Source organism: Pseudomonas sp. zfem002 (assembly GCF_032621685.1).
Taxonomy (GTDB): Bacteria; Pseudomonadota; Gammaproteobacteria; order Pseudomonadales; family Pseudomonadaceae; genus Aquipseudomonas; species Aquipseudomonas japonica.
The window spans coordinates 192931-205538 of the sequence record NZ_JAVYJH010000004.1 but is presented as its reverse complement, the minus strand read 5'-3'; the positions used below and the strand labels follow the sequence as shown (position 1 = coordinate 205538).

The following is a 12608-nucleotide window of genomic DNA, read 5'->3' as shown; positions in this document are numbered from 1 at the left end:
CATATAAGGAAAACCCTTACAGATCGGCGATTTAGGGTAACAAGGACAGACAATGGGCTACTTTGGCGGGGATTTCGGGACGAAAAGGCAAACTCACTCAAACGAATAGAGTGCGAAGTTAAAGTGATTTATTAAGAGTAAGACTTTTTTGGTATTACCGAAGCGGTTCTGCTATCGAAGCAAGCAGAGAAAGGAAGGAGTGGAGAGTCGATCTGTAAGCCGGGTTCTGTCGAGGACAGTCATTCCTCTACGGCGGCCATCACTGGACGCCTTTAGCAACCTACCCGGTTCCAACGCGGGCCGCGCCAATGGAACCCTATTTGGTCTTGCTCCGAGTGGGGTTTACCTAGCCACGAACTGTTACCAGACGTGCGGTGCGCTCTTACCGCACCTTTTCACCCTTACCGGCACCGAAGTGCTTAGGCGGTTATTTTCTGTGGCACTTTCCGTAGGCTCGCGCCTCCCAGGCATTACCTGGCACTCTGCCCTATGGAGCCCGGACTTTCCTCCCCCTTCTTTTGCGGAACAAAAGAAGGCAGCGACTGTCCGATCGACTCTCCGCGTGAAAGATTAACGGGAGCGCGCTCCGAGAACAAGTGACAAAACAAATAATATCATCGTGACATCATTTGTTTTTTTGTTTTTCCAGCGCGATTTGATAGAGAACATTCTTGCGCACACCGGTAATTTCCGCAGCCAACGCCGCAGCACGTTTGAGTGGCATCTCCGCCAGCAACAAATCAAGGATGCGCAGCACTTCGCCACTAACCGACTGCTCGTCCTCCGGCGCACTCCAGCCTGCCACCAGAACCACACACTCGCCGCGCTGCTGATTGCTGTCGCTCTCGACGAACTCACGCAGTTGCGCCAGCGGCAGGCCTTTCAGGGTTTCGAAGGTCTTGGTCAGCTCTCGCCCCAGCACCGCCGGGCGTTCGCCACCGAAAATCGCCTCCATGTCCTGGAGACATTCGAGGATACGATGCGGCGCTTCATAGAAAATCAGCGTACGGGGCTCCTCCTTCAGCAGATTCAGACGCGCCTGACGCCCTACTGCCTTCGCCGGCAGAAACCCTTCGAAGATGAAACGATCCGACGGCAGCCCCGCCGCCGACAACGCCGCAATTAACGCGCAGGCCCCCGGCACCGGCACCACGCTGACACCCGCGGCCCGCGCCTGACGCACCAGGTGATAACCCGGATCGGAAATCAGCGGCGTTCCGGCATCGGAAATCAGCGCGACATCGTCTCCGTCCAGCAGACGCACCAGGAAGCGTCCGCCTTCATCGCGCTCGTTGTGCTCATGACAGGCCGCCAGCGGCGTATTGATTCCAAAATGTTGCAGCAAACGGATCGAATGACGGGTGTCCTCGGCGGCGATCAGCGCGACATCTGCCAGCACCTTCAATGCCCGGGCACTGATGTCATCCAGGTTACCGATGGGCGTCGCCACTACATAGAGAGTCCCGGCAGCGGGGTTGGAAGCACCTGGAGCATCGGTCACAGCACATACCTGTCATCTGGATGAAAGCCGCCATTGTAGCGTGATCACTGGCAACAATTCCCCATCAGAGGCATTTCCCGCAATCTGCAAAGAAGGTTTCACGCCAGCAAGATCGCACCCCGGCCAGCGCTTCGGTACAATCGCAGGCTATTTGATCGAGTAACAGGACCCTTACATGATCGCATGCCTGCGGCTGCTCTCAGCCATCTGCCTCGCTGCCCTGCTGGCAGCCTGCGCCAGCTCGCCTTCGTCCAGCCTGGGTGAGCTGCCACGCACCCCAGATGCCAGCATCGAGCAATTGCTCGAGCAGGCTGCCAACAGCAAGACGCCGGAGAAAGCTGCCCTGCTGCGCCTGAGCGCCGCCGACCAGGCCTATCGGCAAAAGGACAATGCCCGTGCCGCGCGCATTCTCGAGCAGGTGCAGATCGACTCGCTGAAGCCGGCCCAGCAGGTCTTCGCCAGCACCCTCTCGGCGGAGCTGGCCCTGAGCCGCAACCAACCGAAAGCCGCGCTGACCGCCCTGAGCCACCCGAGCCTGGCCCATCTGAACGAATTGCCGGCCGATCTCCAGGCGCGCACCCGCAGCGCCCATGCCGCCGCCTTCGAAGCCGATGGCCAGACCCTCGCTGCCGCGCAGGAGCGCATTGCCCTGGCGCCGCTGCTGAGCGGCGATGCCGCCATGAGCAACAACGACGCGATCTGGAGCCTGGTCGCCGCCCTGCCTCCCGAGCAACCGCAGAGCGCCGGCAGCGATACCCTTGGTGGCTGGACCAGCCTTGCCCTGGCGGTGAAAAGCGCCGGCACCCTGGAGCAGCAGCAGGCCGCGATCGATACCTGGAAAGCCCAGCACCCCGAGCACCCCGCCGCCCTGCAACTGCCATCGCCACTGGTGAAACTGAAAAGCCTGACCAGCCAGCCGCTGACGAAGATCGCCCTGCTGCTGCCACAGGAAGGCCAACTGGCCGGTGTCGCCCGCGCCCTGCGCGACGGTTTCATGGCCGCGCACTTCCAGGCCCAGCAGGCCGGCCAGAATCCGCCCGCCATCCAGGTTTTCGACAGTTCCCGCCTGACCTCCCTCGATGAGTTCTACCGCCAGGCCCAGGCCGCCGGCGTGCAACTGGTGGTTGGCCCGCTGGAAAAACCACTGGTCAAGCAGCTCGCTGCCTACCCTCAACTGCCGATCACCACCCTGGCGCTGAACTACAGCGATGCCGGCCAGAGCAACCCGCCACAACTGTTCCAGTTCGGCCTCGCTGCCGAAGACGAAGCCCGCGAAGTATCCCGCCGCGCATATGCCGACGGCATGCGCCGTGCCGTGGCGCTGGTGCCGAGCGGTGAATGGGGTGACCGGGTACTCAATGCCTTCCGCCAGGACTGGCAAGCCAAGGGCGGCACCCTGATCGCCGCCGAGCGCGTGGCTCAGCCAGTGGCACTGGCCCAGCAGATCGCCGACCTGTTCCAGCTGCGCCAGAGCGAAGGTCGCGCCAAGAGCCTGCAGAGCACCGTGGGCGGCAACGTCTCCGCGCAACCGTCGCGGCGCCAGGACATCGACTTCATCTTCCTCGCCTCGACCCCGCAACAGGCGCAGCAGATCAAGCCGACCCTGAACTTCCAGTACGCCGGCGACGTGCCGGTCTACGCGACCTCCAACGTCTACAGCGCCAGCGGCGACGTCAATCAGTACAACGACATGACCGGCATCCGCTTCTGCGAAACCCCCTGGCTGCTCGACAGCACCAACGGCCTGCGCCAGCAGGTGGTTCGCCAGTGGCCGCAAGCCGCCGGCAGCCTGGGCCGCCTCTACGCGATGGGCGTCGACGCCTACAGCCTGGCGCCGCGCCTGGGCCAACTGAAAACCCTGCCGGATAACCGCATCGAGGGCCTTTCCGGCAGCCTCAGCATGAACCCGAGCCAGCGCATCGAGCGCCAGCTGCCGTGGGCGGAGTTCGCCGGCGGCCAGGTCAAGCGCCTGCCCGATACCCCGCGCTGATGCCCACGCCTTCGCGCCAGGCCGCCGGAATGGCGGCCGAGCAACAGGCCCTGGAGTACCTTCTGGCCCAGGGCCTGCTGCTTCTGGCGCGGAATTGGCGATGCAAACGCGGCGAGCTTGATCTGGTCATGCTCGACCGCGATACAGTAGTATTCGTCGAAGTTCGTTATCGCCTGCATGCAGGCTTTGGCGGCGCCCTCGGCAGCATCGATGCCCGCAAACAGGAAAAGCTCTCGCTCGCCGCGCAGCATTTCCTGATGGAGGAACCACGCTGGGCCAGCCATCCCTGCCGTTTCGATGTAATCGCTCTGCAAGGCAGTGGCCATTCGGGACAACCGCTCGACTGGCTGCAGAATGCCTTCTACAGCTGACCCCACGCCGACGGACGCACCTTTACCCATTCAACTTTTTGCTCTTTGCTTCGCGGGCTGCACAGACATGTGCCGGGAGCCTTTCAATCCCCGCCCGGCCAGCCCCATTTAAGGTCACACTGATGGACATGCAATCCCGAATTCGCCAGCTTTTCCAGGCCAGCATCAACACCAAGCAACAGGCGATGGAAGTCCTTGCACCCCACATCGAGCAAGCCAGCCAGATCATGGTCAATGCCCTGCTGAACGAGGGCAAGATGCTCGCCTGCGGCAACGGTGGCTCGGCCGGCGATGCCCAGCACTTCTCGTCGGAACTGCTCAACCGCTTCGAGCGCGAGCGCCCGAGCCTGCCGGCGATCGCCCTGACCACCGACACCTCGACCATCACCTCGATCGCCAACGACTACAGCTACAACGAAGTCTTCTCCAAGCAGATCCGTGCCCTTGGCCAGCCGGGCGACGTGCTGCTGGCAATCTCCACCAGCGGCAACTCGGCGAACATCATTCAGGCGATCCAGGCCGCACATGATCGCGAAATGATTGTCGTAGCTCTGACCGGACGCGATGGCGGCGGCATGGCTTCCCTGCTGCTGCCCGAAGATGTCGAGATTCGCGTACCGGCCAACGTCACCGCACGTATCCAGGAAGTCCACCTGCTGGCGATCCACTGCCTCTGCGACCTGATCGACAGCCAACTGTTCGGGAGTGAAGAATGACCGCTAAACGCTTCGGCCTGATGGCCCTGACCCTGTGCCTGAGCCTGACCGGCTGCAGCTCGGTGATCACCGCCAGCCGCGAATCACCGATCGACGACGACCGCGGCACCCGTACCCTGGGCAGCAAGATCGACGACTCGCTGATCGAAACCAAGGTCGCGGTCAACGTAGCCAAGGCCAGTCCTGACCTGGACCGCAACTCGCACATCGTCGTCAGCAGCTTCAACGGCATCGTCCTGCTGGCTGGCCAGACCCCGCGCGCCGACCTGAAGAGCCTGGCCGAACAGACCGCCAGCCAGGTGCAGAAGGTCAAGAAGGTCCACAACGAGCTGCAGGTGCTGCAGCCCTCCTCGCTGCTGGCGCGCAATAACGACGCCTGGCTGACCACCAAGATCAAGACCCAGATGCTCGCGGACGCCAACATTCCCGGCTCGCGCATCAAGATCATCACCGAGAACGGCATCGTCTACATGCTCGGCCTGATGACTCAAGCGGAAGCGAACCGCGCCACCAGCCTGGTGCAGGGTGTGTCCGGGGTGCAGAAGATCGTCAAGCTGTTCGAATACATCGACTGATCGCGAACAGACACAAGCCATGAAAAAGGCGACCTCGAAGGTCGCCTTTTTTCATTTCACCACTTTCAGACTCGGCCGCCCGCTCGGACGCGGCGGCTGTCCGCCATCCGGCGGACCGTCATCATCCGGCTCGACATCGTCTTCATCGTCGACCATCGGCGATTCCAGCTCGAACACCATGCCCTGGCCATTCTCGCGGGCGTAGATGCCGAGGATGGCGCCAATCGGCACATACAGGCTGTGGGCAACGCCACCGAAGCGACCTTCGAAACTGACTGCGTCGTTTTCCATCTGCAAACCGCGCACAGCGTTCGGCGAAACATTCAGGACAATCTGGCCGTCGCTGGCGAAACCCTGAGGCACCTGTACCGCGGGGTACTCGGCATTCACCAGAATATGGGGCGTGCAATCGTTATCCACGATCCACTCGTACAGTGCACGCACCAGGTAGGGGCGACTGGAGTTCATCAACAGCTCCTTAAAGCTTGCGCATTTCTCGTTCAGCAGCGGACAGGCTTGCCTGGAAAGGCTCGCGGGCAAACTGTCGCTCCATATAGTCCAGCAGAGGTTTGGCCTGCCGTGGCAATTCGATACCCAAGAGTGGCAAACGCCACAATATGGGCAGTAGACAACAATCCACCAGACTTTGCTCCTCACTGAGGAAACAGGGCTTGTCGGCGAACAACGGGGAAACCCCGGTCAGGCTCTCGCGCAGCTCCTTGCGCGCCAGGGCACGAGCGGCGTCCTTGGCCCGTGGATCGAGAATCTGGTCGACCAGCGCACACCAGTCACGCTGGATGCGATGGATCAACAGCCGGCTGTTCGCCCGCGCCACCGGATAGACCGGCAGCAGCGGCGGATGCGGGTAACGCTCATCGAGGTATTCCATTACCACCGTGGATTCATACAACGCCAGGTCGCGATCGACCAGGGTCGGCAGGCTGCCGTACGGGTTGGCCTCCAGCAGCCGGGCAGGCTGGTTGCCCGCCGCGACGTCGATGATCTCGACGCTGACACCCTTCTCGGCGAGAACGATGCGCACCCGATGAGAATAGTGGTCAGCGGGGTCGGAGTAGCAGGCCAACCGGTTGGTCATGCCCATAAGGTTCCTCCTCGCATGAAATGGTAAACGCTACAAACGCAAACGCGCCCTGAGGGTGCCTCCGGATTCCGGAAGCGCCCCAGGGCGCGCGTTCAACTACCAGAAATTACTGCGTGATCAGTGCACGTCCTTCCAGTATTCGCGCTTGAGCAGGTAGGCGAATACGAAGAAGAAGGCCAGGTACAGCAGTACATAGGTACCGATGCGTTGGCTTTCCAGCTTGACCGGGTTGGCCGAGTAGGCCAGGAAGGTCACCAGATTCTTGACCTTCTCGTCGAACTGCTCTTCGTTCAGGGTACCGGATTTCGGCACGATGGTCAGCTGGTCACAGGCTTCGTGAGTCAACGGAGCGCCGGTCAGCGGGTCGAATTGCTTCTTGCCATCGGCGACGGTCTGGATCTGCTTGCAACCCACGACCTGACGACCTTGCAGCCCCACCAGCACGTTTGGCATGCCGACGTTGGGGAAGATCTTGTTGTTCACGCCCCATGGACGTGCAGGATCCTCATAGAAGCCACGCAGGTAGCTGTACAGCCAGTCGGTACCACGAACCCGGGCGACCAGCGTCAGATCCGGTGGCGCGGCGCCGAACCAGACCTTGGCGTCGGCCGGCTGCATGCCGGTATTCATGTGGTCGCCGATCTTGGCGCCGGTAAAGACCAGTTTTTCCAGCATCAGCTCGTGAGGGATGCCCAGGTCATCGGCAACACGCTCATAACGCTGGAACTTGGCACTGTGGCAGCCCATGCAATAGTTGGCGAACGTACGCGCACCATCCTGCATGGCAGCCTTGTCGGTCAGGTCGATATCGACCTTGTCCAGTTCCGGGCCGTGCTCACTGGCGGCAAAGGTCAACGCAGGCATCACTGCCAGAATCAATACTGCAAATAGCTTTTTCATCAGCCAGTCACCCTTTCCGGAACCGGTTTGGTCTTCTCAAGCCTGGTGTAGAACGGCATCAGAATGAAGTAGGCGAAATACAGGAAGGTACATACCTGCGAGAGCAACGTGCGACCCGGGGTCGGCGCCAGAACACCGAGCACGCCAAGGATCACGAACGAGATGCAGAACACCAGCAGCCAGATCTTGCTCAGCCAGCCCTTGTAGCGCATCGAACGCACCGGACTGCGATCCAGCCACGGCAGGACGAACAGCACCGCGATCGCCGCACCCATGGCGATGACGCCGAAGAGCTTGTCCGGAACGGCCCGCAGGATTGCGTAGAACGGCGTGAAGTACCAGACCGGCGCAATGTGCTCAGGGGTCTTGAAGGCGTTTGCCTGCTCGAAGTTGGGCTTCTCGAGGAAATAGCCACCCATTTCCGGGAAGAAGAACACCACGGCACAGAACACGAAGAGGAAGACCACTACGCCGACGATGTCTTTCACCGTGTAGTAGGGGTGGAACGGAATGCCGTCGAGAGGAATGCCGTTTTCATCCTTTTTCTTCTTGATGTCGACCCCGTCAGGGTTGTTCGAGCCCACTTCATGCAGCGCCAGGATGTGCAGGACCACCAGGCCGAGGATGACGATCGGCAGTGCGATCACATGCAAGGCGAAGAAGCGGTTCAGGGTGATGCCGGAAATCAGGTAGTCACCACGGATCCACTGGGTCAGGTCATCACCGATCACCGGGATGGCACCGAACAGCGAGATGATCACCTGGGCACCCCAGTAGGACATCTGGCCCCACGGCAGCAGGTAGCCCATGAACGCTTCGGCCATCAGCGCCAGGTAGATCAGCATGCCGAAGATCCACACCAGCTCGCGTGGCTTCTGGTAGGAACCGTAGAGCAGTCCGCGGAACATGTGCAGGTAGACGACGATGAAGAATGCCGACGCACCGGTGGAGTGCAGATAGCGAAGAATCCAGCCGTACTCGACGTCACGCATGATGTACTCGACCGAGGCGAATGCCTCTTCGGCCGAGGGGGTGAAGCTCATGGTCAGCCAGACACCGGTAACGATCTGGTTGACCAGCACCAGCAGCGCCAGGGAGCCGAAGAAATACAGGAAGTTGAAGTTCTTCGGTGCGTAATACTTGCTCAGGTGATCTTCCCACATCTTGGTGGCGGGGAAGCGGGCGTCAACCCATTCCATGAACTTGCTCATCACGCTTTCTCCTGATCGACGCCGACGACGATGATGTCATCCGACTCGTACGAATGCGGCGGCACCGGCAGATTGAGCGGTGCGGGCTGGGACTTGTAGACGCGGCCAGCAAGGTCGTAGTGGGAACCGTGGCAAGGGCAGAAATAACCACCGACCCATTTCGGACCGAGGTCGACGGGAGCGACTTCAGGACGGAAAGTCGGCGAACAACCAAGATGGGTGCAGAGGCCGACGAGCACCAGAATCTCCGGCTTGATCGAGCGGTTCGACGGATCGACGTAAGCTGGCTGAACCGAGGACTTGGACTCGGGATCGGAGAGATCTGCGGTAATCTTCTTCAAATTACCAAGGATTTCCTCGGTACGACGGACGATGAAAACCGGCTGACCACGCCACTCGGCCACCAACTGCTGCCCAGGCTCGACCTTGGCAATATTGACCTTCACCGGTGCACCGGCAGCTTTCGCCTTGGCACTGGGGAACCATGACCCTACGAACGGGACCGCAGCCCCCACCGCTCCCGCGGCACCCACAACAGATGTGGCTGCAACCAGGAAGCGACGCCGGCCTGCATTGACGCCGTCATTGCTCATTCAGTCCTCTCCCATCAGCTTTGTGGCCTGTTGAAACAGGCATCTACTAAGTAATTTCTGAAGCGCTAAAAATTTGCCGCATGGTAAAGAAAAGACCCATGGCTGACAAGGTTATTACCCTGGCCAAAGGCCTGCATCCCGCGCTAGCCTTGATCTGCGTCTATGCGGCAAGTTGTCACACGAATGATCAACCCCCCTTATTCAAGACATAAAAAAAGCCCGGTTCCACTTGGAACCGGGCTTTTTTTGAAACTCTGAGCGAATTAACGCTTGGAGTATTGTGGACGCTTACGTGCTTTACGCAGACCCACTTTCTTACGCTCGACTTCACGAGCGTCGCGGGTGACGTAGCCAGCACGGCGCAGAGCGCCACGCAGGGACTCGTCGTAGTCCATCAGAGCGCGGGTGATACCGTGACGGATCGCACCGGCTTGACCGCTGACACCACCACCGATGACGGTGACGTAGATGTCGAACTTCTCGGTGGTCTCGGTCAGTTCCAGCGGCTGGCGAACGACCATGCGCGCGGTTTCACGACCGAAGAAGACGTCGAGAGAACGGTTGTTGATGGAGATGTTGCCAGTGCCCGGACGCAGGAAAACGCGAGCGGTTGCAGTCTTGCGACGGCCAGTGCCGTAATTTTGAGTCGCCGACATAATGAACTATTCCGTTAAATCTTCAGTTCTTGGGGCTGCTGAGCAGTATGAGGGTGAGTAGCGCCCGCATAGACTTTCAGCTTACGGTACATGTCGCGACCCAGCGGGTTCTTCGGCAGCATGCCTTTAACCGCGGTCTCGATCACGCGCTCAGGGGCCTTGGCAATCAGCTTCTCGAAGTTGATTTCCTTGATACCGCCCGGGAAGCCGGAGTGGGAGTAGTACATTTTGTCCGAAGTCTTGGCACCAGTGACACGTACCTGCTCGGCGTTGATCACGACGATGTAGTCGCCGGTGTCAACGTGAGGGGTGTATTCTGGCTTGTGCTTGCCACGCAGACGGCTCGCGATTTCAGTGGCCAGACGACCCAGGGTCTGACCAGCAGCGTCAACGACGAACCAGTCGCGTTTTACTGTTTCCGGTTTAGCAGTAAAAGTTTTCATTCTTTAATAAGCCTCAGAGGCCGCCCAGCGAAAATAAGACGGCGAATCTTACTGAATAGTGCTTACTTTGACAAGGTCAAAGGCAGCCGGCTACGAACGCTTTCGGGGGCTCGGGTCAGCGCGTCCAGTACTCGGCGGGGGTTCTTTTTCAGCGGCGGGGCATCACTTCCACCGTAGAAAGAGACGGCGGATTATCCGGATTACCGGAGAAATATCAAGCTGATTTTCTGGATCTTTTCCCGCAGCGAGTCCTGACGTGACCCGGAACACGCCCGCCGTACCGCTCAGGGACGCGAGGCTGGACACAATCGCCAAAAAATAAGACGATCCCGCCGGTGATTGACCACTCTCCCCTATAAGAATAATGAACATGATGTTTACCCAACCCAACGTGCCCCTGCGGCGCGTCAGCATCCTCGCCATCGACAAGGTGTTCGCCTCGACCCTGATGCAGGCCAAGGATTTCTTCCATCTGGCCAGCCTGCGCTATGCCAGGCAACTGGGCCTGAACCTGCAGCCCATGTTCGAGACCCGCCTGGTCAGTCCCGATGGCGAACCGGTGCGCAGCTTCAGCGATGTCCTGGTGCCCGTGGACAGTGGCCTGGAAGACGCCGATGTGATCGTTCTCCCGGCGTTCTGGGAAGATTTCTCCACGCTGTGCGAGCGCTATCCCCAGGTCCTGCCCTGGCTGCGCCAGCAGCATGCCCGCGGCGCGGTGCTCTGCGGCGAGGCCAGCGGCGTGTTCTGGCTGGCCGAGGCCGGGCTGCTGGACGGCAAGGAAGCGACCACCTACTGGCGCTTCTTCAACCAGTTCGCCGAGCGCTTCCCCAAGGTCAACCTGAACCAGGACAAGCACCTCACCGATGCCGACAACCTGTTCTGCGCAGCCGGCACCACCTCGGCCTGCGATCTCTACATCTACCTGATCGAGCGCTTCTGCGGAGCCAATGTCGCCCAGGCCGTGGCCCGCGACATCCTCTATGAAGTGCAGCGCAACTACACCCCGGGGCGCATGGGCTTCGGCGGACAGAAGCTGCACCAGGACGTGATCATCCTGCAGATCCAGCACTGGCTCGAAGAGCATTTCGCCGACAAGTTCCGCTTCGAGGATGTCGCGCGCAATCACGGCATGAGCATTCGCAACTTCATGCGGCGCTTCCAGAGCGCCACTGGCGACAAGCCGCTGCACTACCTGCAGCGGTTGCGCATCGAAACGGCGAAGGGACTGCTCTCCGGCACGCGCAAGAGCATCAAGACCATCAGCTATGAAGTCGGCTACGACGATGCCAGCTTCTTCGCACGGTTGTTCAGGCAGCACACGGCGCTGTCGCCGAACCAGTATCGGCAGCAGTTCATGCAGGAGGCGTGAAGCAGCTTCAAACCACAAGCCGCAAGACCAGAGCGGTTCGCGCTCTAATCTTGTGGCTTGAAGCTTGTAGCTGCTGTCAGGGCTTGTGCGCCCGCGCGAGGAACTCGTGGGACTGCATTTCCAGCAACCGGCTCAGGGTCCGTGCGAACTCGAAGGTCAGGCGACCGCCGGTGTACAGGTCCTTGAGCTCGACCTCGGCCGAGATGATCAGCTTGACGTTGCGGTCGTAGAACTCGTCGACCATGTTGATGAAGCGCCGCGCGATGTCGTCGGTCGCCACGCCCATCTGCTCCACACCGCTCAGCAACACGGCATGGAAGATCTTGCCCAGTTCGATGTAGTCGTTCTGGCTACGCGGGCCGTCGCACAATTCGCGGAAGTCGAACCAGGCCACGTCGTCGCAGGTGCGCAGGGCGCGGATCTCGCGGTTCTCGATGATCAGCACATCGTTTTCCACCGCCTGGGTGCATTCCGGCGTCAGCGCGCGGAAACTCTTGCGCAGGCTTTCATGGGCGGCTTCATCCAGCGGGAAGTGGAACAGCTCCGCCTGCTCCAGATGGCGCAGACGATAGTCGACGCCACTGTCGACGTTGACGATCTCGGTGTTCTGCTTGATCAGCGCAATGGCCGGCAGGAAGCGCGCCCGCTGCAGGCCATCCTTGTACAGGCCGTCCGGAACGATGTTGGACGTCGCCACCAGGGTCACGCCGTTCTTGAACAGTTCTTCCATGAGGGTGCCGAGGATCATCGCATCGGTGATGTCGGACACGAAGAATTCGTCGAAGCAGATGACTCGCGACTCATCGGCGAAGCGCCTGGCAATGAGCGTCAGCGGGTTCTTCTCACCCTTGAGGCCCTTCATTTCCTCATGCACGCGCTTCATGAAGCGGTGGAAGTGGGTACGAGACTTTTCCTTGAACGGCAGCGCCTCGAAGAAGGTATCGACCAGGTAGGTCTTGCCCCGGCCTACCCCGCCCCAGAAATACAGCCCCTTGACCGGCGCCGGCTCCTTCTTGCCGAACAGCTTGCCGAATACCCCCGGCTTGTTGTTCTGCGCCGCGAGCAGATCGTCGTACAGGCGCTGCAGATGGCGCACCGCCGTTTCCTGCGCCGCGTCATGGAAGAAGTCGGGACGTTTCAGATCTGCTTGATATCGTTCTAGGGGCGTCATAATTCGTTAG

At 60.4% G+C, this 12608-nt stretch carries 14 protein-coding genes and 1 other RNA gene; 5 read left to right on the top strand and 10 right to left on the bottom strand.

Annotation, left to right across the window (positions count from 1 at the left end):
- Window positions 1-199 precede the first annotated feature (199 nt).
- Both rnpB and rsmI read right to left on the bottom strand, forming a co-directional pair.
- Window positions 200-558: RNase P RNA component class A (rnpB, locus tag RTI28_RS08420), an RNA gene on the bottom strand.
- Window positions 559-625: 67 nt separating this feature from the next.
- A complete protein-coding gene (rsmI, locus tag RTI28_RS08415; protein ID WP_316920028.1) occupies window positions 626-1501 on the bottom strand; it encodes a 16S rRNA (cytidine(1402)-2'-O)-methyltransferase in 876 nt (291 codons plus the stop codon).
- 175 nt (window positions 1502-1676) lie between these two features.
- Here rsmI and RTI28_RS08410 point away from each other — a divergent pair, with 175 nt between their 5' ends.
- From RTI28_RS08410 to RTI28_RS08395, 4 genes are all read left to right on the top strand, one after another.
- Window positions 1677-3491, top strand: coding sequence for a penicillin-binding protein activator (locus tag RTI28_RS08410; RefSeq protein WP_316920027.1), 1815 nt, complete (start codon window positions 1677-1679; stop codon window positions 3489-3491).
- Entirely contained in the window at window positions 3491-3862 is a 372-nt protein-coding gene (locus RTI28_RS08405; RefSeq protein WP_316920026.1) for a YraN family protein, read from the top strand. The genes RTI28_RS08410 and RTI28_RS08405 overlap by 1 nt, the downstream gene beginning before the upstream one ends.
- 122 nt (window positions 3863-3984) lie before the next feature.
- Complete coding sequence (locus tag RTI28_RS08400; RefSeq protein WP_316920025.1) at window positions 3985-4578, top strand: phosphoheptose isomerase; 594 nt, start codon at window positions 3985-3987, stop codon at window positions 4576-4578.
- Window positions 4575-5153, top strand: coding sequence for a BON domain-containing protein (locus RTI28_RS08395; protein ID WP_042122960.1), 579 nt, complete (start codon window positions 4575-4577; stop codon window positions 5151-5153). Before RTI28_RS08400 ends, RTI28_RS08395 begins: the two co-directional genes overlap by 4 nt.
- A gap of 51 nt (window positions 5154-5204) precedes the next feature.
- On the opposite strand, the gene RTI28_RS08390 is transcribed toward RTI28_RS08395, so the two are convergent.
- From RTI28_RS08390 to rplM, 7 genes are all read right to left on the bottom strand, one after another.
- Entirely contained in the window at window positions 5205-5621 is a 417-nt protein-coding gene (locus tag RTI28_RS08390) for a ClpXP protease specificity-enhancing factor (protein ID WP_042122959.1), read from the bottom strand.
- 10 nt (window positions 5622-5631) lie between these two features.
- Entirely contained in the window at window positions 5632-6255 is a 624-nt protein-coding gene (locus RTI28_RS08385; RefSeq protein WP_316920024.1) for a glutathione S-transferase N-terminal domain-containing protein, read from the bottom strand.
- Window positions 6256-6372: 117 nt separating this feature from the next.
- Window positions 6373-7155, bottom strand: a complete 783-nt coding sequence (locus RTI28_RS08380; protein ID WP_316920023.1) for a cytochrome c1 — start codon at window positions 7153-7155, stop codon at window positions 6373-6375.
- The gene (locus RTI28_RS08375) at window positions 7155-8366 is read right to left on the bottom strand and encodes a cytochrome bc complex cytochrome b subunit (protein ID WP_316920022.1); all 1212 of its coding nucleotides are present in this window, start codon (window positions 8364-8366) and stop codon (window positions 7155-7157) included. Before RTI28_RS08375 ends, RTI28_RS08380 begins: the two co-directional genes overlap by 1 nt.
- A complete protein-coding gene (petA, locus tag RTI28_RS08370; protein ID WP_316920021.1) occupies window positions 8366-8959 on the bottom strand; it encodes a ubiquinol-cytochrome c reductase iron-sulfur subunit in 594 nt (197 codons plus the stop codon). The genes RTI28_RS08375 and petA overlap by 1 nt, the downstream gene beginning before the upstream one ends.
- 263 nt (window positions 8960-9222) lie before the next feature.
- A complete protein-coding gene (rpsI, locus tag RTI28_RS08365) occupies window positions 9223-9615 on the bottom strand; it encodes a 30S ribosomal protein S9 (RefSeq protein ID WP_316920020.1) in 393 nt (130 codons plus the stop codon).
- A gap of 14 nt (window positions 9616-9629) precedes the next feature.
- Window positions 9630-10058, bottom strand: a complete 429-nt coding sequence (rplM, locus tag RTI28_RS08360; RefSeq protein WP_009404632.1) for a 50S ribosomal protein L13 — start codon at window positions 10056-10058, stop codon at window positions 9630-9632.
- A gap of 472 nt (window positions 10059-10530) precedes the next feature.
- On the opposite strand from rplM, the gene RTI28_RS08355 reads away from it, so the two are divergent.
- Window positions 10531-11427 carry a GlxA family transcriptional regulator gene (locus RTI28_RS08355; protein WP_316920084.1) on the top strand — a complete coding sequence of 299 codons (897 nt, stop codon included), beginning with the start codon at window positions 10531-10533 and terminating at the stop codon, window positions 11425-11427.
- A 76-nt stretch (window positions 11428-11503) separates the two neighbouring features.
- Here the strand turns inward: RTI28_RS08355 and zapE are convergent, their stop codons facing one another.
- Entirely contained in the window at window positions 11504-12598 is a 1095-nt protein-coding gene (zapE, locus tag RTI28_RS08350; protein ID WP_316920019.1) for a cell division protein ZapE, read from the bottom strand.
- Window positions 12599-12608 lie beyond the last annotated feature (10 nt).